The organism is Gorillibacterium terrae, from assembly GCF_051594785.1.
Classification (GTDB): domain Bacteria; phylum Bacillota; class Bacilli; order Paenibacillales; family NBRC-103111; genus Gorillibacterium.
Window position 1 is genome coordinate 246,560 of the sequence record NZ_JBPPGI010000005.1, and the last position, 17,686, is coordinate 264,245.

The 17,686-nt window shown below is 62.1% G+C and carries 18 protein-coding genes and 2 pseudogenes; 12 read left to right on the forward strand and 8 right to left on the reverse strand.

What is annotated here, in order from left to right:
* Positions 1–9 precede the first annotated feature (9 nt).
* Positions 10–1,341, forward strand: a complete 1,332-nt coding sequence (locus ACSEXS_RS18045) for an N-acetylmuramoyl-L-alanine amidase family protein (protein WP_438434630.1) — start codon at positions 10–12, stop codon at positions 1,339–1,341.
* Between the two features lie 121 nt (positions 1,342–1,462).
* Here ACSEXS_RS18045 and pdxK read toward each other — a convergent pair whose 3' ends face one another.
* From pdxK to ACSEXS_RS18065, 4 genes are read right to left on the reverse strand one after another with little or no spacing between them, the layout of a single operon-like run.
* Positions 1,463–2,281, reverse strand: coding sequence for a pyridoxine/pyridoxal/pyridoxamine kinase (gene pdxK / locus ACSEXS_RS18050; protein WP_438434631.1), 819 nt, complete (start codon positions 2,279–2,281; stop codon positions 1,463–1,465).
* A 51-nt stretch (positions 2,282–2,332) separates the two neighbouring features.
* Positions 2,333–2,812 carry a free L-methionine (R)-S-oxide reductase MsrC gene (locus tag ACSEXS_RS18055; RefSeq protein WP_438434632.1) on the reverse strand — a complete coding sequence of 160 codons (480 nt, stop codon included), beginning with the start codon at positions 2,810–2,812 and terminating at the stop codon, positions 2,333–2,335.
* 58 nt (positions 2,813–2,870) lie between these two features.
* Positions 2,871–3,569, reverse strand: a complete 699-nt coding sequence (locus ACSEXS_RS18060) for a Crp/Fnr family transcriptional regulator (protein ID WP_438434633.1) — start codon at positions 3,567–3,569, stop codon at positions 2,871–2,873.
* Between the two features lie 51 nt (positions 3,570–3,620).
* Positions 3,621–4,304, reverse strand: a complete 684-nt coding sequence (locus ACSEXS_RS18065) for a Crp/Fnr family transcriptional regulator (RefSeq protein ID WP_438434634.1) — start codon at positions 4,302–4,304, stop codon at positions 3,621–3,623.
* Between the two features lie 134 nt (positions 4,305–4,438).
* Here ACSEXS_RS18065 and ACSEXS_RS18070 point away from each other — a divergent pair, with 134 nt between their 5' ends.
* The 4 genes from ACSEXS_RS18070 to ACSEXS_RS18085 all read left to right on the forward strand — a co-directional run bounded on the left by ACSEXS_RS18070 (position 4,439) and on the right by ACSEXS_RS18085 (position 7,601).
* Entirely contained in the window at positions 4,439–5,251 is an 813-nt protein-coding gene (locus ACSEXS_RS18070) for an ATP-binding protein (RefSeq protein WP_438434635.1), read from the forward strand.
* A gap of 25 nt (positions 5,252–5,276) precedes the next feature.
* Entirely contained in the window at positions 5,277–6,929 is a 1,653-nt protein-coding gene (hcp, locus tag ACSEXS_RS18075; RefSeq protein WP_438434636.1) for a hydroxylamine reductase, read from the forward strand.
* 115 nt (positions 6,930–7,044) lie between these two features.
* Positions 7,045–7,278 (forward strand): ferredoxin, encoded by a 234-nt coding sequence (locus ACSEXS_RS18080; RefSeq protein ID WP_438434637.1) that lies wholly within the window; start codon positions 7,045–7,047, stop codon positions 7,276–7,278.
* 158 nt (positions 7,279–7,436) lie between these two features.
* Positions 7,437–7,601 (forward strand): hypothetical protein, encoded by a 165-nt coding sequence (locus tag ACSEXS_RS18085; RefSeq protein WP_438434638.1) that lies wholly within the window; start codon positions 7,437–7,439, stop codon positions 7,599–7,601.
* A gap of 105 nt (positions 7,602–7,706) precedes the next feature.
* Here the strand turns inward: ACSEXS_RS18085 and ACSEXS_RS18090 are convergent, their stop codons facing one another.
* Positions 7,707–8,852, reverse strand: a complete 1,146-nt coding sequence (locus tag ACSEXS_RS18090) for a zinc-dependent alcohol dehydrogenase (RefSeq protein WP_438434639.1) — start codon at positions 8,850–8,852, stop codon at positions 7,707–7,709.
* Positions 8,853–9,018: 166 nt separating this feature from the next.
* Positions 9,019–10,080 carry an adenosine deaminase gene (gene add / locus ACSEXS_RS18095; protein ID WP_438434640.1) on the reverse strand — a complete coding sequence of 354 codons (1,062 nt, stop codon included), beginning with the start codon at positions 10,078–10,080 and terminating at the stop codon, positions 9,019–9,021.
* 188 nt (positions 10,081–10,268) lie between these two features.
* Between add and ACSEXS_RS18100 the strand changes: the two genes are divergently transcribed.
* From ACSEXS_RS18100 to tkt, 7 genes are all read left to right on the forward strand, one after another.
* Entirely contained in the window at positions 10,269–10,556 is a 288-nt protein-coding gene (locus ACSEXS_RS18100; protein WP_438434641.1) for an alpha/beta-type small acid-soluble spore protein, read from the forward strand.
* A 134-nt stretch (positions 10,557–10,690) separates the two neighbouring features.
* On the forward strand, positions 10,691–11,242 hold the full coding sequence (gene lepB / locus ACSEXS_RS18105; RefSeq protein ID WP_438434642.1) for a signal peptidase I: 552 nt from the start codon (positions 10,691–10,693) through the stop codon (positions 11,240–11,242).
* Positions 11,243–11,389: 147 nt separating this feature from the next.
* Entirely contained in the window at positions 11,390–11,857 is a 468-nt protein-coding gene (locus tag ACSEXS_RS18110) for a hypothetical protein (protein WP_438434643.1), read from the forward strand.
* Positions 11,858–11,969: 112 nt separating this feature from the next.
* Positions 11,970–12,272, forward strand: a complete 303-nt coding sequence (locus tag ACSEXS_RS18115; RefSeq protein ID WP_438434644.1) for a hypothetical protein — start codon at positions 11,970–11,972, stop codon at positions 12,270–12,272.
* 18 nt (positions 12,273–12,290) lie between these two features.
* Positions 12,291–12,746, forward strand: coding sequence for a type II toxin-antitoxin system VapC family toxin (locus ACSEXS_RS18120; protein WP_438434645.1), 456 nt, complete (start codon positions 12,291–12,293; stop codon positions 12,744–12,746).
* Positions 12,747–12,960: 214 nt separating this feature from the next.
* Complete coding sequence (locus ACSEXS_RS18125) at positions 12,961–14,088, forward strand: deoxyribonuclease IV (protein WP_438434646.1); 1,128 nt, start codon at positions 12,961–12,963, stop codon at positions 14,086–14,088.
* Positions 14,089–14,172: 84 nt separating this feature from the next.
* On the forward strand, positions 14,173–16,194 hold the full coding sequence (gene tkt / locus ACSEXS_RS18130) for a transketolase (protein WP_438434647.1): 2,022 nt from the start codon (positions 14,173–14,175) through the stop codon (positions 16,192–16,194).
* A 204-nt stretch (positions 16,195–16,398) separates the two neighbouring features.
* On the opposite strand, the pseudogene ACSEXS_RS18135 reads toward tkt, so the two are convergent.
* Together ACSEXS_RS18135 and ACSEXS_RS18140 are read right to left on the reverse strand one after the other, a co-directional pair.
* Positions 16,399–16,740 (reverse strand): annotated as a pseudogene (locus ACSEXS_RS18135) (PilZ domain-containing protein); the annotation flags it as partial.
* Positions 16,741–16,782: 42 nt separating this feature from the next.
* Positions 16,783–17,676 (reverse strand): annotated as a pseudogene (locus ACSEXS_RS18140) (NAD(P)-dependent oxidoreductase); the annotation flags it as partial.
* Positions 17,677–17,686 lie beyond the last annotated feature (10 nt).

Genomic DNA, 17,686 nt, shown 5'->3' on the forward strand with positions numbered 1-17,686 from the left:
GAGGTGAAGATGAAAAAACTGATTTTGTCTTTTCTGTCGCTCGCAGCTCTCCTGTTCCTGTTGCCGACTCTGACCCATGCCGCGGCGGATTCCAAGATCCGTTTGTATCTGAACGAAACCAAGCTTGAACCTGCCGTCGCCCCCTATCTGGCCGGAAACAGCACGATGGTTCCGGCGCGCGTAATTTCCGAGGCGCTCGGAGCCCTGGTCGATTGGAACAACGCGGCCCACAAGATGACGGTGGTCGTGGACGAGAAGAAAATCGAGGTGTTCGAGAATTCGACGCTGGGCTATGTGAACGGAAAGCAGGTGACCCTGCCGGCCGCTCCGGTCGTGAAGGCGGGGACCACGATGCTTCCGGTCCGTTTCATTGCCGAGCAATTCGATTTCAAGGTGCAGTGGGATGCATCGGCCCAGGCCGTCTATCTGATGACGCCGGATGCGGTGGCGGCGGTCGCCGGGCATAACGAGCTCTGGTCGATCAACGTCGCGAGCGATTCGGTGACGATCCAGGCGGCGGAGGGCATGAAGGCCAATGTCTTCAGCCTGAGCGGTCCCGACCGGATCGTGATCGACATCCCGAATGCCGTGGCCATCGGCAGCCTGCCGAGGCTCGGAGAGGGCGATGCAGCGGTGGTGACGCTGGCGTCCGCAAATCCGTCGATCACGAAGATTCGCTACAGCCTGTTCGATCCGGAGACTTCCACCCTGCGGATCGTGCTGGATACGAACGGCAAGGTGCCTTACGAGATCGTCAGCCCGACCGGCGCGAGCAAGCTGGTGCTGTCGCTCAAGAAGCCGGCTAGCGGCAAATTCAAGGTTGTAATCGACGCCGGCCACGGCGGGTACGATTCCGGCGCCGTCTCGGTGACCGGCAAGTACGAGAAGACCTTTAACCTCTCCGTGTCCAAGAAGGTGAAAGCGCTGCTGGACAAGGAGCCGAAGATCGACGCTTACATGACCCGATCAAACGATACTTTCGTGCCCCTGGACGACCGGGCGGCGTTCGCCAATAACCTCGGAGCGGACGTGTTTGTGGCCATTCACGGCAACAACTTCTCGTCCACCTCGAACGGGACGCAGACGTACTATTACAACAGCTACAGCAAGGCCTTTGCCGACACGATGCACAAGTATCTGGTCGCCGCAACCGGCTTCCGCGACGATAAAGTGCGCAAGGAAGATTTCCGCGTCATCCGCAAGACGAACATGCCGGGGGTTCTGCTGGAGATCGGCTACTTGTCCAACAAGAAGGAGGAGGCGCTCATGTTCACCTCCTCCTTCCAGGACAAGGTGGCGGCGGCGATCGTCAAAGGCATCAAAGCCTACCTCGGCCTATAGCGCGGGCATGGTTCCCGCCCCGTAGCCCCAGAGGCTTCGGTGCAAGTGCAAAAAAGCCGTTCGGAGATTCCCTCAAGGGGAACTCCGAACGGCTTTTTCTATGGCTGGAGTTTGATCCGGCTTAGACGCCGGCGGCTTGAATGCGGGCGGCCGAATGACGGGTCGGCCCGACGAAGCCGTTCAGCGGGAAGCCGGCTCCGATGGCGGCCGTGATGAAGGCTTTGGCCGCATGGGTCGCTTCCCGGACGCTCTTGCCGCGGGCCAGCTCGGCGGTCACCGCTGCGGAGAAGGTGCAGCCCGCGCCGTGGGTGTAGGGTGTGGAGATGCGTTCCGACTCGAACCATTCGAAGGTCTTGCCGTCGTACAGCAGGTCGACCGCCTTCGGATGCTCCAGCTTCGCCCCGCCTTTGATGAGGACGTGCTTCGCGCCGCGGTCGAAGATCCGCACGGCGGCGTCCTGCATGTCCTCTACCGTACGAATGGGGGCGCGCTCGGCGAGCTGGGCCGCTTCGAACAGGTTCGGCGTGACCACGTCGGCAAGCGGTACGAGCAGCTCGCGCAGGCCGACGGCAGTCTCGGGGTGGAGCACTTCGTCGGTTCCTTTGCAGACGAGGACGGGGTCGATCACGACGCGCTTCAGGTCGCGCTTCTTGATCTCCGCAGCGACGAGCTCGATCAGCTCGATCGAGCCGAGCATGCCGGTCTTGAGGGCGTCCAGTCCGACGCCGTCGAGGACGGTGGTGAGTTGGTCCTGCACCACCGGCAGGGGAATCGGATGAACCCCGTGCGCCCAGTTGTTGTGGGGGTCCATGGTCACGATGACCGTGAGGACGGTCATGCCGTAGACGTCTTTTTCCTGGAAGGTCTTCAGGTCGGCTTGGATACCGGCCCCGCCGCTCGTATCCGAGCCGGCGATGGTGAGCACTTTGGGTACGCTCATGGGGATCAACTCCTTATAGGGTGAAATCGAAGTAAACTTAGCTTGTCCGCTTTACAGGGCTTCGGCCAAAACGGCACAGAACCATTCCAGCTCGGTTTGGTCGGTCTCGTCGAACCGGCCCTTCAGCGGACTGTCGATATCGAGCACGCCGATCAGCTCGCCGCCCTTCAGCAGCGGGACGACGATCTCCGAGTTGGAGGCGGCGTCGCAGGCGATATGGCCCGGGAACGCATGAACGTCGTCCACCCGGACGGTGGCCTTGTCGCGGGCGGCGCTGCCGCACACGCCGCGTCCGACCGGAATGCGCACGCAGGCGGGTAGCCCCTGGAAGGGGCCCAGCACCAGCTCGCCCTCCTTCAGGAGGTAGAAGCCGACCCAGTTGATATCGGCAAGAAACTGGCCGAGCAGCGCGGAGGCGTTGGCCAGATTGGCAACGCGGTCCGGCTCGTCCAGGACGAGATGCTTGAGCTGCTCCCGGACCAGCCGGTAACCGTCCGTCCTTTCGGCAGCATAGGCAACCTTTTGAAACAAATCGACCCCTCCTTTGCTATTCATCTTATCCGATTATTCCGATCATGGCGAGCGGAATTTAATGCTCTTCCTTGTGAACGCGGATGAACAAGTTCTCCTTGTCGGGAATCCGAAAACCGGTCTTGTCGGTGAGAAGGAGTCCCTCCTTGCGCAGCCCGCTCACGAGGCGGTTGACCGTTTCCCGGGTGGTTCCGACGGCGTTGGCCAGCTCCTGGTTGGTCAAGGGAATGGGAATCCGCACGGCGTCCTGTTCGTCCGGCTTGCCGTAATCCTCGGCCAGCTTGAGCAGGAACAGAACGACCCGTTCGGCGGCGTCGTGGCCGGTGAAGCTATGCAGCCGCTCCTGGAGGTTGATGATGCGCGAGCTCATGACGCGCATGAGCTTGATCGCGATGCCGGGCACGTCGAGAATGAGCTGTTCGAACGGACGCACCGGGATGGAGAGCAGCCGGGAATCTCCGATCGTCTCGGCCGTAGCGGGATAGGGAGCGTCGTCGAAGAAGCCGGTTTGCGGAAACAAATCGCCGGTCTTGAGGATGTTCATGAGCTGCTCGTGGCCGTTCTCGTCCGTCTTGAACGTCTTGACGAGGCCGCGCAGTACGAAGAATACGGCTTCCCGCTCGGCGCCTTCGTTAAAAATGATCGTCTTCTTGCCGTAGTGGCGGATGGAGGAGATGCGTTCGAGCCGAAGCAGTTCCTCCCGGTTCAATTCGCGGAAGAGAGGAACTCGCAGCAGGGCGGCGGACAGGTCGGACATAGGTGCTCCTTTCAACGGGCGCGACGGGTTCGCGTTCGCCGGACTGGGAGTTTATTCGGAAAATAGCAGGTCTTCCAGCCCCTTGCGGTCGGCCAGGGTAAAGGTGTTGCCCGCGAACGAGATCAAGCCTTTGCCCTGCATCAGCGCGAGCTCGCGGGAAAGCGAGGGGCGGGCCGCATTCAAGTGCTCGGCCCAGATTCGCTTGTTGTAGGGAAGCGTCACCACGGAGGACTCCTGCTCCCGGGAGAGCTTCAGGAGATCGTGGGCGACTCTCTGACGCAGGGAGCCGAGCGACAGCACCTCGATCTTGCGGTTCAGAAGGACGAGCCGCTCCGACATGTTCTCCATGAAGCGGGCGAGGATGCCGGTGTCCTCGGCGAACAGCGCGAGCAGCGGGTCTCGGCCGATGAACAGGACGGAGCAGGCATCGCCCGCGACGACCGTCGCCGGAAATACGGCGGAGCGGCTGAACACCACGGCCTCTCCGAAGGTTTCGCCGGGACCGAGCCGGGCGATGGTCATGCTCCGGCCGGTGGGGTGAATCTTCTGCACCTCGACCCGGCCCTCCAGCACGATGCCGACCCGATCGGCGGGATCGCCCTCGGTGGCGATCAGGTCGTTCTTGCGGCAGACGCGCGTCTGGCAGGGGACCCGTCCGAGCAGGGCGGAGATTTCCTCCGCGGTCTTGCCGCGGAAGAACAGGCAGGACTTCAAAGCCTCGAGATTCGGGATCATGTCAGACGTCTCCGGTTCGGATAATTTTCCAAAAAAACGGCAGCGGTAACATCCGTTACCGATTGAATTGACGTCAGTCTACTACAATCCAGGTAGGCTGTAAAGAGAGAAGCAAGAGGAACGGAGGCCCCTGAATGAAACGAAAGATCATCACCATCCACGAAGAGCTTTGCACCGGCTGCGGCATCTGCGTCGACGCCTGCCATGAAGGCGCAATCGAATTGGTCGATGGCGTCGCCCGCCTGGTCAGCGACAGCTATTGCGACGGCTTCGGCGACTGCCTGCCCGAGTGCCCGACGGGGGCCATCGAGATGATCGAGCGCGAAGCGGACGATTACGACGACGAGGCGGTTCGGCGGCGGATGGCGGAGCGGCAAGCGGCGCATGCCGGATCAAGCGGCGCTTCGCACGGAGAAGCAACGCAACCCGGCCACGCGCATGCGCACGGCGGTCACGGGCATGATCACGGCGGCTGTCCGGGCAGCATGGCTCGGATGTTCCGCCGCGAGGAACCCGCATCTGCTCACGCTGCTTCGGCGCCGGCCGTTGACCGCGCAGCCGAGAATGCCACCGCACCCCGGCCGTCGGAGCTTCGGCAATGGCCGATCCAGATTCATCTGGTCAATCCGGCCAACTCCTATTTCGACGGGGCGAATCTTCTGGTCGCGGCGGATTGCACCGCCTTCGCGTACGGAGATTTCCATAAAGATTTCATCAAGAACCACATCACGCTGATCGGCTGCCCGAAGCTGGACGACAATGCCTATTACGCCGAGAAGCTTACGGAGATTCTGCTGCAGCACGAGATTCGCAGCATCACGGTGGCTCGCATGTCGGTGCCGTGCTGCGGCGGCATCGTGCAGGCGGTCAAGCAAGCCATGCTGGCGTCGCAGACGATCGTCCCGTACCGCGAGGTCACGATCAGCTTGGAAGGCGAATTGGTATAACCTTTAACCCCAAGGAGGAGAAGGCATGAGCGAAATGTTTTGTTTTCAATGTCAAGAGGCGGCAAAAGGAACGGGCTGCACGATCCAGGGGGTCTGCGGCAAGACGAGCGAGACGGCGGCGCTGCAGGATCTGATCGTGTATACCCTTAAGGGAATCGCGATCTTCGCCGCTCCGGCGAGAGAGCGGGGCATGGAGATGGCGCCGGTCGACAAGCGCATCCGCGAGGACCTGTTCGCCACGATCACCAACGCCAACTTCGACGATGCCGCCCTGCTCGACCGCATCCGCGCGGGCCTGGCCTGCCGGGATGAACTGAAGAGATGGCTTGCGGAGCGGGAGATCCCCGTATCCCTCGCCTCCCACGACGCCGCGCTCTGGACGGCGGATTCCGCCGAGGCGCTGGCCGCCAAAGCCCGCACCGTAGGCGTGCTGGCCACCGGCAACGAAGACATCCGTTCGCTGCGCGAGCTGCTCACCTACGGCCTCAAGGGCATGGCGGCCTACGCCGAGCACGCCGCCGTTCTGGGCGCCTATGACGCCGGCGTGAACGCCTTTATGGAAAAAGCGCTGGCCGCCACGCTCGACGATTCGCTCGGCGCGGAGGAGCTGACCGCCCTGGTGCTGGAATGCGGCAAGTTCGGCGTCGATGCGATGGCGCTGCTCGACTCGGCCAATACCTCCGCTTACGGCAATCCGGAGATCACCTCCGTCAAGCTCGGCGTGGGCACCCGTCCGGGGATTCTCATCAGCGGCCACGACCTGAAGGACCTGGAGGAGCTGCTGAAGCAGACCGAAGGAACCGGCGTGGACGTCTACACCCACAGCGAGATGCTTCCGGCCCACTATTACCCGGCCTTCAAGAAGTACAGCCACTTCGTCGGCAACTACGGCAACGCCTGGTGGAAACAGACCGAGGAATTTGAAAGCTTCAACGGGGCGATCCTGATGACGACCAATTGCCTGGTGCCGCCGAAGGAGAGCTATGCTTCCCGGATGTTCACCACCGGCAACACCGGCTATCCGGGGCTTACCCACATCCCGGACGGCAAGGACGGCGCGCCCAAGGATTTCAGCGCCGTCATCGCTTGCGCCAAGGCCTGCCCGCCTCCCGTGGAGCTGGAGACCGGCGAGATCGTCGGCGGCTTCGCCCATGCCGCGGTCATGCAGGTGGCCGATCAGGTGGTGGAGGCCGTGAAGAGCGGCGCGATCAAGCGCTTCTTCGTCATGGCGGGCTGCGACGGACGGATGAAGAGCCGCAGCTACTACACGGACTTTGCCGCCGCGCTGCCGCAGGATGCCGTCATCCTGACCGCGGGCTGCGCCAAATACAAATACAACAAGCTGGACCTCGGCGCGATCGGCGGCATTCCCCGGGTTCTCGATGCCGGGCAGTGCAACGATTCCTATTCGCTCGCCGTCATCGCCTTGAAGCTGAAGGAGGTCTTCGGCCTGGACGACATCAACGATCTGCCGATCTCCTACAACATCGCCTGGTATGAACAGAAGGCCGTCATCGTGCTGCTCGCTCTGCTTCACCTGGGCGTGAAGAACATCCACCTGGGCCCGACGCTGCCCGCGTTCCTGTCGCCCAACGTGGCGAAGCTGTTGGTCGAAACCTTCGGCATCGGGGGGATCGGGACGGTCGAGGAGGACCTGCACGCTTTTATGGCGGTCTAAGCAAGCCTGACCGAAAAATTCAGGGAGTTTGTTAAAATTGTCACTTACTTCCCCGCACGTATCGTTTACCTTGTTGGAAGAGGGGCATTACGCATAGGGGAGGAGGAATTTTATCATGGCAAAGTACAGCGTAGTCGATAAAGGAGAATGCATCGCTTGCGGTTCCTGCGGGTCTGCAGCTCCCGAAATCTTCGAATATGACGGCGAAGGACTTGCGGAAGTTATCTACGAAGGCGATAACAACCAGGGGTTGGCCGCCATTCCGGACGATATGGAAGACGAACTGCAGGAAGCATCGGACTCCTGTCCGACCTCTTGCATCAAGATCCAGGACGCTCCGTTCAACTGAGATTCGGATGCAGCCGGAAACCCGGAAGCCTGACGGCTTCCGGGTTTTTCGTTATGGCCCGGCGGCCGGTCCCTCGGCAAGCGTGCTTGGCGAAGGCCGCAATCGGGCATACTGAGAACAGGCCAGAGCGCCGACGTTTGCAGAAAGGACGGCGTCCCATGGGAACGCGCAAGGATCGCGGAGGAACGGTCACCTGCAGCAACTGCCGCAAATGGACGGGTAAAGGACTGACAGGCTGCCACTGGATTTGCCGGGATTGCCAACTGGAGCCAGGAAAGGGAGAGGCCGAGGCGGAGCTTACGGCCCGCACGGACCCGTTCTGAGTCCGCCTGATTGGCCCCATTCAAACGGGAAAAAGGAGCCTGGTCGCAGCCCATTCGGGCGGCTGCGACCAGGCTCCTCCGTTTTAACCGGACCGTCACAACCCGCTACGGTTTCAGCACCACCTTGATGCAGTCCTCCTGCTTCTCGCTGAACACCTCATAGCCGCGCCCCGCTTCGGTCAAGGAGAGCCGGTGGGTTATGATGTCGCGCGGGTCGATGGTTCCGGCCTTTAATTGCCGGTACAGCTCCGGCATAAAGTGAATGACGGGGGCTTGTCCGGTCCGGATGTTGACATTTCGGGAAAAGAGATCGCCGAACGGGAATTGGTTGTAGTTGAGCCCATAGACGCCGGTGACCTGGATGGTGCCGCCTTTGCGGACGACGCGGGAAGCGGTGCGGAAGGCTCCGAGCCCACCGCCTTGCAGCTTGAGCAGAGTCTCGGCCTTCTCCATAAAGGTCTTCTCGGCATCCAAGCCGACGCAGTCGATGACGACATCGGCTCCGCCGCCGGTCGTCTCGAGCAGCTTTCCTTCCAGCTCGTCGCCGAGCTCCTTGAAATCGTAAGTCTCGACTTGGTTGGTCCGCCGGGCGTGCGCCAGCCGATAATCGACGTGATCCACGGCAATGACCCGCTTCGCGCCCATTTGCCAGGCGAACTTTTGCGTCAACAGCCCGACCGGGCCGGCTCCGAGGATGATCACGGTGTCGCCGGGCTTCACGCCTCCGTTCAGGACGCTCCAATACGCCGTGGGAAGGATGTCGGACAAGAAGAGGATATGCTCATCCTCCAGGCCGTCTTCTTCGGGCACGGGGAAGGGGGCGAAATTACCGTAAGGCACGCGCAGCAGCTCGGCCTGCCCCCCGTAATAGCCGCCGAAAGTATCGGAATAGCCGAGGTAGCCGCCGGTATACCCGTCCAGCGCGGCGTTGGCGTTGTCGCATTGGCTCTCTAACTCATGCTGACAGTACCAGCACTGGCCGCATGCGACATTGAAGGGGATGATAACCCGGTCGCCCTTCTTGACGCGGGTAACTTCCGGGCCGACTTCCTCGACGATGCCCATCGGCTCATGGCCGATGACGTATCCGTGGGGAAGGCCGGGGATCTCGCCGTTGTACAGGTGCAGGTCCGAACCGCAAATGGCGGTGGTGCTCACGCGGACGAGGATGTCGTCCGGTTTTTCGAGACGGGCGTCCTCGACCTCGCGAACTTCTACCTTTTTCATACCCTGATAGGTGACTGCTTTCATCGATGGCTCACTCCTTTTCCCGAGTAGTTTGTGCGCTCCTTCTGTTCTTATCCGAACAGACAGGGCTCCAAATAAAAAGAAAACACCGGCGAAAGCGCGGAATCGGCCGCTTTCGCGGTGCGGCGGGAAAAGGCGGGCGGATGGAAGATGCAGCCGAAACGTCGGCTCAGGCGAGCTTTCTCCACTCCTCCAGCTCTTGGCCGAGGCCCGCTTTCAGCTCGGCTTTGTCGCGGTCGTTCAGGAAGGCTGCGTCGGCTGCGTGGAGCACGAGCTGGGAAAGCTCCGGCCGGGTGAAGCCGAAGAGCTCGCTCAAGATCCCGTATTCGCGGCTCAGACTGGTGCCGGAAACGCCGGGGTTATCGGTGTTGACGGTAATCGGGATGCCCGATTCAAAATACTCGCGGATCGGATAGCGGCTCCAGTCGGGCACCGCTTTCGTCTGAATGTTGCTGACCGGGCACATTTCCAGGGGGATGCCCCGGCGGCGGATCAGTTCGCGGATGGCAGGGTCCTCCTTCAGCCGGACCCCGTGTCCGATCCGGGAGGCGCCGAGCTTCATGACGGCGGCGTAAATATTGTCGGGACCAGCCGCTTCGCCCGCGTGGATGGTAACCGGCAACCCCTTGCGGTGGGCCAGAAGGAAGACGTCGCGGAACAGCGATGCGGGGTAGCCGGCCTCGTCGCCGGCGAGATCGACCGCGGCCACTCCGCGTCCGGCATAGACGGCGGCCGCCTCGACGGCCTCCTTGTTGAGCGCAGAGGAGTGATGCCGCATGCAGATCACGATGGCCTGGGCACGGCAGCCGTAAAGCTCCTCGCCCCGCCGGAGCCCGGCAGCGACGTGATGGATCGCTTCCTCGCAGGATAGCCCGCGCTCCCGGTGAAGCTGCGGAGCGAAGCGCACCTCGACGTACCGGCAGCCCTCGGCAGCCGCTTGCTCGACGGCTTCGCACGCGGCCCTCTGCAGCGCTACGGGCGTCTGCAGGAACAAGCAGGTAAAGGCGAACTTGCCCAGGTATTCGGCGAGGCTGGAGCAGCCGCCGTCGACCTGCATATAGGGCAGCAGGCTTTGGGGATCGGCGGCGGGAAGGGGAATCCCCTGTTCCGCCGCCAGCTCCAGCACCGTCTCGGGGCGAAGGCTGCCATCGAGGTGCATGTGCAGCTCCACCTTGGGCATCTGCCGGATCCAGGACCCCATCCCAGGGACTTGCTCGATAGGACGAACCATCTCCATTCCTCCTGTCACATTTATGTTATATAATATAACTCACTCATAGCTTTGTTGAATTTTATGTTATATAATATTACACATAACCGAATGATGGCAATCTTTTTTGGCTTATTTTCAAACGGTGGGACGGATAAAAGAAGGGGGGCGGCGAACGCTAAGGAAAAACGGAAGGGACATGGTGACCGATGAGCGGAAGAAGCCGCAGAAAGCCGCTGGTTTCCGGGGCGGAGCAAGCGCTTGATCGTCTGAAGACGGACGTGATGAGGGAGCAAGGGTACCGGGTCGAAGCCGACAAGCCGGAGCAGGTGAAGTTCGAGGTGGCCCGCGCCCAAGGCATTCCGCTTGGCACGGGCAACAACGGAAGCCTGACGACCTCCGACGCCGGACAAGTGGGCGGGCCGATCGGCGGAGCGATGGTTCGGGAGCTCGTGCGCTTGGCCAAGGAAAGGTTAAACGGCCGGGACTCCGGCTGACTGATCCGCGGCAGGGCGAACAGGCTTAGGATGACTTTTCGGCGGCTTGCCAAGCCGCGAGTTCGTCTTTTGCCTGCATTTCCTGTATAATACAGGAAGAACGAGCTTTTGAACCCTGAGCGGGAGTGAATCCAATGGGACGTATTTGGAGCCGGACCTCCGGCTGGTTGTTTTCGATCTTCGCCGCCTTCGTGCTCAGCCTGCTGATCAGCACCTTCGTGATCCAGCCGACCAAGGTGCTCGGCCATTCCATGGAGCCGACGCTTCAGAATCACGACCGCATTTTCATCGCCAAATGGACCCGTTCCCTCGGGGAGTCGCCGGATTACGGAGACATCGTCATCATCGACAGCCGGGTCGACCGCAAGCGCACGCTGCGCGACGATCTGCTGGATTACCCGCTGTTTCAATGGCTGGGCGGGCGCGGAGGAAAGGATATTTTCTGGGTCAAACGGGTCGTCGGCAAGCCGGGCGACGTCTTGGAAATCCGCGACCATCAGGTTTACCGCAACGGCCTCGCCGTGAACGAGCCTTATCTTAAGGAACGGATGGAAACCGGTGAGGAGCGAATCATCACCGTACCCAAGGGCTGCGTCTACGTCCTGGGAGACAACCGCAACCACAGCCGCGACAGCCGGTTCATCGGCGCCGTTCCCCTCGGGCATGTCATCGGCAAGAAGCTGTAGCTTTCGCGAACGGTTCGATAAGGTTCGGGAATGAGGCTGTCCCTCTTTGTTGATAGCGCTTTCTTTTTTGTTTGAAAGTCTATTGGGCAGGGGTATCTCATAGATATCAGTCTGATTGATGATCTCCGCCAAGAAAGGAAGGATCCTATGGCCATACATGAACCGATCTGCGCGCTTATGGAGCTGTACCTCTCCATCCCCGTCACCTGCCAACGCAAGTCCCAGGCGCTTGCCGCCGCGAACGCCGAGCTGAACGAGCGCAATGTCCGCTTGTCGTTCCTGCAGCTGTACGATCCGGAAGGGGCCGCTTACGGCTTTCAGGTCCGCAAGGTGAAGGATGTTCAATGGCTGCATGTCGTGCCCTCGGATTACAGCCGCATGTTCCGGGCCTTCGGGCGCATGGAGCTGATGCTCGTGGGACTCGGCGGCGACGAATGGGCGGCGGACGCGCCGGTCTACCGGGAGCTCAGCTTTCCTGCGTCGCGGCTCAGCTCCAAGCCTGTCCTGTCCATCCCCACGATCTCCAATCCGGTCAATGCCCGCATCGAGCGGCATCTGATCAAGTGGATGCCGGGGGAATCGAAGAATTCTCAGCCTTTTTCCGCCGAGGCCTAGTCTTTCGGGAGGATAGCCGGGTTGCCCCGCCTGGCAATTCCCGTTATCATGGTAACGGGCCCCGCCGAAACTTCCGGGACTACTTTCGAATCGGAACAGGATGGAATTTTCAGTGGACAACAAGTTGAAGGAGTACATGAATCGACTCAGAGACTCCGCTTCCCACCTCCTGTCGGACAAGCGCGAGGATGAGGCTCTGGTGATCGAGGTGGAATTGGAACCTCGGGAGTACGAACGGCTGCAGGAGCGCGCCGAAGAGTGCCGAACGACGGCAAAGGAGCTGGCGAACGAAGCGGTTCGCGAATTTCTGGACCGGGACGCAGCCTTTTTGCCGGAGGAGGAGCCGATCTCCGAAGAGCGCAAGCGCAGCAATCCGCTGCTCGCCCTCGCCGGGATCGCCCGACACAGCCATTAATCCACTCGGAGGTTCAACATGACGGACAACGCATACGGGAACGCCGTTTTTGTCGACGACACCGCCTTTAAGGCATTCATGGACCCGACCCACGGGCAGCACGGCAGGGCGCGGTCGTTTTTTCTCGATTTGGATGATTTGGAGCGGGATTTCGTCTCCACCAGCTATATTGTGTTCGACACGCATGAGTGGCTGAGCAACCATTATGGTCCGGGCCCGGCGGAAGCGTTCTTGGGCGCCGTCGAACAGGCGATGACGATGGGGAAGCTGTCGCTCATCTCCGGTAACGACCAGTTGGAGCGGGAGGCGAGGAACCTGCTCGCCGGCTGCCCGCAGCTTGGACTGACGTTCGCCGAAGCCGTGACCTCGGTGGTCATACTTGCCTATCGGATCAACCGGCTGTTCACCTTCAACCGAAGCTTCGCGGCGCTCGCCGAGCTGCAGCCGGCACTGCGGCTGCTGCCCTCACGCTAGTAGACGCAAGCCCGCCGCTGCCGGAAAGCAACTGGCGTTCCAATCGCCGGCCGAACTCATTTTTCATTAAGGCTTGCCAAGAGGAGCCCGCTTCGTGCGGCGCTCCTCTTGGCTTTTTGTAAGGGGAACGGGAGAGAGCCCAAACTGGAAAACGGTCGCTTGTCCCTGTACAATGGGAGGCAGAACGCTCGCGAGAAAGGAAGGCTTGGGCTTTATGCTGAAGATCGGATCGCATGTGTCCACCGCGGACAAAGGGCTGCTCTGCGCCGCCCGGGAGGCGGTGTCGTACGGCTCCAGCACTTTTATGCTGTACACGGGGGCTCCCCAGAACACGAAACGCAAAGCCATCGAGGAATTCTATGTGCCGGAAGGGCGTCAGGTGATGGAGGAGAACGGGCTGACCGACATTGTCGTCCATGCCCCGTATATCATCAACCTGGGCTCCTACAAGGATTGGACCTATCAGCTCGCCGTCGATTTTCTGCAATCGGAAATCCGCCGCACCCATTACATGGGCGTACGCAACATCGTCCTCCATCCCGGTGCGTTCACGGAGAAGGATACGCAATATGGCTTGAAACGCGTGGCGGAGGGCTTGAACGAGGTGCTGAACGGCATCCGGGAGACCGATGTCAACATCGCTCTGGAGACGATGGCGGGCAAGGGCTCGGAGCTCGGCCGGACCTTCGAGGAGCTGGCGGTCCTGATCGACAACGTCGAGCTGAACGACCGGCTGACGGTCTGCTTCGATACCTGCCATACGCACGACGCCGGCTACGATCTGGTCAACGACCTGGACGGGGTACTGGAGCAGTTTGACCGCACCGTCGGGCTGGACCGGCTCGCCGTGATTCACATCAACGACAGCAAGAACCCGCGGGGAGCCGCCAAGGACCGCCACGCGCCGATCGGAGCGGGGTATCTCGGCTTCCGGACGATTCAGAAGATGACGCAGCACGAGCAGTTGAAGCACCTGCCGTTCATCCTGGAGACGCCCTGGATCGGCAAAACGGACAAGACCTCCGCCCCCATGTACGAAGCGGAGATCGCGCTCCTCCGGGGCGACGCCGAAGCCCGGCTTGGGGCAGACTATGTGGAGGACGTCGCCCGGCTAACCCGGTTCTTCGCCGAACGGGACATCGACCGCCGCGGGTATGTCGAATCGGTTTGGGAGACGCTGCGCACCGATCCGAAAGCGAAGAAGGCGGACAAGCGCGAGCCTATGGAACGGCTGTACGATCTGGTCGCGGAGGCCGAGCTGTTTCCGGAGCTGTCGGAGAAGGAAATCAACCAGCGGCTGATCGGTTTTTTTGCCGGAAAAGACGGGCTCCCGCTTGCATGAAGGGGCCTCCTTATAGCATGATAGAAGTAGCTTTCGCGACATGGTACAATGAATGAACTAAGTTACGGGAGGTCTTTCTCGAAAATGGCGACAACACCGAACCAACTGCTGGAGAAGCTGGCGGTCAACACGATCCGCACGCTTGCGATCGACGCGATCAACAAAGCCAACTCCGGACACCCCGGCATGCCCATGGGCTCCGCTCCCATGGCCTATGAGCTGTGGACCAAATTCATGCAGCACAACCCGGCGAATCCGAAGTGGTTCAACCGCGACCGCTTCGTCCTCTCGGCTGGACACGGCTCGATGCTGCTGTACAGCCTGCTGCATCTGACCGGCTACGATCTTCCGCTCGAAGAGCTGCAAAGCTTCCGGCAGTGGGGCAGCAAGACGCCCGGCCATCCGGAATTCGGCCACACGGTCGGCGTGGACGCGACGACGGGGCCGCTCGGACAAGGCTTTGCCATGGCGGTGGGCATGGCGATCGCCGAGGAGCATCTGGCCGACACCTACAACAAGGACAGCTTCCGCGTGGTCGACCATTACACCTACGCCATCTGCGGCGACGGCGACCTGATGGAAGGGATCAGCGGCGAGGCGGCCTCGCTCGCCGGTCACCTGAAGCTGGGCAAGCTGGTCGTGCTGTACGACTCGAACGACATCTCGCTGGACGGCGAGTTGAACATGTCGTTCTCCGAAGATGTGTCGAAGCGCTTTGAAGGGTATGGCTGGCAGGTGCTGCGCGTGGCCGACGGCAACGATCTGGGCGCCATTCATCAGGCGATCGCAGAAGCGCGCGCCGATTACCGGCCGACGCTGATCGAGGTGAAGACGGTCATCGGCTACGGCAGCCCGAACAAATCCGGCAAGGGCGGCGAGCACGGTGCCCACGGCGCTCCTCTGGGGCTCGACGAAGCGCTGCTCACCAAGCAGTTCTACGAATGGCCGGGCCGCGAGGACTTCTACGTGCCGGTTGAGGTGAAGGAGCTGTTCGCCGGAGTCAAGAACCGCGGCATCCAGGCGGAAGCCGAATGGACGAAGCTGTTCGACGCTTACCGGGAAGCCTATCCCGAGCTCGCCGCCCAACTGGAGCTGGCGATTGCCGGCGGTCTGCCGGAGGGCTGGGACTCCGAGCTGCCGGTCTACTCTCCGGCGGACAAGGCCGTGGCCTCCCGCGCCTCTTCGGAAAGCGCACTGAACGCCATCGCCAAGAACTACCCGATGCTGATCGGCGGCTCCGCCGACCTGGAAACCTCGACGAAGACCGGCATCCGCGTCTCCGGCAAGCTCAGCCCGGCCGATTACAGCGGCCGCAACATCTTCTTCGGCGTCCGCGAGTTCGCGATGGCCGCGGCGGTGAACGGCATGACGCTGCACGGCGGCGTGAAGGCCTTCTCCGGCACGTTCTTCGTCTTCTCGGATTACATGAAGCCGGCGATCCGCCTCGGCGCGATCATGGGCATTCCGGCCATCTACCTGTTCACGCACGACAGCATCGCGGTCGGCGAGGATGGCCCGACGCACGAGCCGATCGAGCAGCTCGCTGGCCTGCGCTCCATTCCCGGCCTCACCGTGCTCCGTCCGGCGGACGGCAACGAAGTGAGCCAGGCTTGGGCTTACGCCGCGGCCAATACCGGCGGCCCGGTCGTGCTGGTGTTCACCCGCCAGGCGCTGCCGAACCTGGAAGGCACGGCGGAGCTGGCGCCCGAGGGCGTGCGCAAGGGCGCGTATGTGCTGTCCGACGCCAAGGACGGCAAGCCGGCGGCGCAGATCATCGCGACCGGCTCCGAAGTGGCGCTGGCCGTCGAAGCCCAGAAGAAGCTCGCCGAGGAAGGCATCCAGGTGCGCGTCATCAGCATGCCGAGCATGGAGCTGTTCGAGCGGCAGCCGAAGGAGTACCGCGATTCGGTCATCCTGCCGGACGTGCGCGCCCGGGTGGCCGTGGAGATGGCCGCATCCTTCGGCTGGCACAAGTACATCGGACTCGACGGCGATTCGGTGACGATCGACCACTTCGGGGCGTCCGCTCCGGCCGGCGTCGTGCTGAAGGAATTCGGCTTCACCGTCGACAACGTCATCGCCAAAGTGAAGGGCCTTCTCCGCTGATTGCATCCCCCGGGGGAATTCCCGCACTATACCCAAAACAGAAGGACCTACCGTTTCCGCACATGCGGAACGATAGGTCCTTTTTTACGGGTTCGAGTAGAGGCACCCGTGCTCGGCCTCTGGGCAGAAGCCATGCGGCGGTCCGTTCTTCAAGCGCCGCTTTCGGCCCCAGCCTGCTGGAGGGGGGCCTCCTTCCGAGTTGAGTTACCGGCCAACCCGATTGCGGACGTCCTCGATATATTCCACGAGGCGGACGCGCACGACGGGGGCGAGCCCGGACATCATGCAGCCGTAGCGGAACAGATCGGCTTCTTCGTCCTTGTCGACGCGGATGATCTTGGCGGTGATCGGCGGCAGCGACGCCTCCTTGGGAAAGTGGACGACGACGAACATATCCTGGGCGAGCGGCGACTCGGTCGCAATCTGCAGGCCGTCGCCCGAGAGGTCTTGGAGCGTCACCTCGATGTTTTGGCCGGAAAATGCGCCTTCGAGCTGCCACTGGTAGATCGACATCTGCAGCCGGATGCCGAGGTTGACCCGCTCCGCGCGGCGGCGTTCCGGGACGGCGCTCTCCGCCCGCGCCGCCGGCTTGTAGCCGACCGGACGGCCGAGCCAGTCCTCGTAGCATTGCACCACGGACGAGAGGTCGCGCTCGCCGTTGCCCTTGGACAAGCCCATCTGGTAGAGGGCGGCGGCGTTGTTCAGCATGGGCGAAGGAAGCTGGAAGCCGGCCGTCTCGCGCATGGCGAGCAGGAGGTCCTTCAGCATGAGCTGCAGGGAGAACTGAACGTCGAAGTTCCCCTCGATGATCTTGCGGCCCTTCAGGTCCGCCTGCTTGCTCGCCGCTCCGCCGGCCTGGACAATTTCCAGGAACTTGTCCAGGTCGAGCCCGGCCCGGGCGGCGAAGGCCATCCCTTCGGCGAGGGCGGCGGAATTGATGCCGACGATCAGGTTGTGCGCCAGCTTGGCGTACGAGCCCGAGCCGTTCGCTCCCATGTGCAGCAGCTTCGATCCGAGCGCTTCGAACAAGGCGCGCTGCTCCTCCAGCGCTTCGGCGTCGCCGCCGACCATGAAGACGAGCGTGCCGTTCTCGGCGGCCGGCTTGCTGCCGGTGACCGGCGCGTCCAGGAAGCGGGCGCCGCGCGCAGCCAGCTCGTCCGCCGCGCGGCGGCTCGTCTCGGGGGCGACCGTGCTGCAGTCGATCACCGTGAGCCCCTCGCGAGCCTCCTCCAGCACGCCGTCAGGCCCGAGCAGGACGTCGAGGAGAGCGGCGTCGTTGCTCACGTTGGTGAAGACGACGTTCGATTGCCGGGCGGCTTCCGCCGGGGTGGAGGCGGAAGCGGCTCCCGCCGCGACCAGGCTGTCGGCCTTGTCCGGCGTGCGGTTGTACACGGTGAGGGGGTAACCGGCTTTCAGCAGATTCTGCGCCATCGGCTTGCCCATGGTGCCGAGTCCGATAAATCCAATCCGTTTTTCGTTCATGCGAACACCG

What these genes read in the sequence shown, in the direction of transcription:
- ACSEXS_RS18045 (WP_438434630.1), top strand. Translation starts at nt 10, where the DNA reads ATGAAAAAACTGATTTTGTCTTTTCTGTCGCTCGCAGCTCTCCTGTTC.
- pdxK (WP_438434631.1), bottom strand. Translation starts at nt 2,281, where the DNA reads ATGAGCGTACCCAAAGTGCTCACCATCGCCGGCTCGGATACGAGCGGC.
- ACSEXS_RS18060 (WP_438434633.1), bottom strand. Translation starts at nt 3,569, where the DNA reads ATGTCCGACCTGTCCGCCGCCCTGCTGCGAGTTCCTCTCTTCCGCGAA.
- ACSEXS_RS18065 (WP_438434634.1), bottom strand. Translation starts at nt 4,304, where the DNA reads ATGATCCCGAATCTCGAGGCTTTGAAGTCCTGCCTGTTCTTCCGCGGC.
- ACSEXS_RS18070 (WP_438434635.1), top strand. Translation starts at nt 4,439, where the DNA reads ATGAAACGAAAGATCATCACCATCCACGAAGAGCTTTGCACCGGCTGC.
- hcp (WP_438434636.1), top strand. Translation starts at nt 5,277, where the DNA reads ATGAGCGAAATGTTTTGTTTTCAATGTCAAGAGGCGGCAAAAGGAACG.
- ACSEXS_RS18080 (WP_438434637.1), top strand. Translation starts at nt 7,045, where the DNA reads ATGGCAAAGTACAGCGTAGTCGATAAAGGAGAATGCATCGCTTGCGGT.
- ACSEXS_RS18085 (WP_438434638.1), top strand. Translation starts at nt 7,437, where the DNA reads ATGGGAACGCGCAAGGATCGCGGAGGAACGGTCACCTGCAGCAACTGC.
- ACSEXS_RS18090 (WP_438434639.1), bottom strand. Translation starts at nt 8,852, where the DNA reads ATGAAAGCAGTCACCTATCAGGGTATGAAAAAGGTAGAAGTTCGCGAG.
- add (WP_438434640.1), bottom strand. Translation starts at nt 10,080, where the DNA reads ATGGTTCGTCCTATCGAGCAAGTCCCTGGGATGGGGTCCTGGATCCGG.
- ACSEXS_RS18100 (WP_438434641.1), top strand. Translation starts at nt 10,269, where the DNA reads ATGAGCGGAAGAAGCCGCAGAAAGCCGCTGGTTTCCGGGGCGGAGCAA.
- lepB (WP_438434642.1), top strand. Translation starts at nt 10,691, where the DNA reads ATGGGACGTATTTGGAGCCGGACCTCCGGCTGGTTGTTTTCGATCTTC.
- ACSEXS_RS18110 (WP_438434643.1), top strand. Translation starts at nt 11,390, where the DNA reads ATGGCCATACATGAACCGATCTGCGCGCTTATGGAGCTGTACCTCTCC.
- ACSEXS_RS18120 (WP_438434645.1), top strand. Translation starts at nt 12,291, where the DNA reads ATGACGGACAACGCATACGGGAACGCCGTTTTTGTCGACGACACCGCC.
- ACSEXS_RS18125 (WP_438434646.1), top strand. Translation starts at nt 12,961, where the DNA reads ATGCTGAAGATCGGATCGCATGTGTCCACCGCGGACAAAGGGCTGCTC.
- tkt (WP_438434647.1), top strand. Translation starts at nt 14,173, where the DNA reads ATGGCGACAACACCGAACCAACTGCTGGAGAAGCTGGCGGTCAACACG.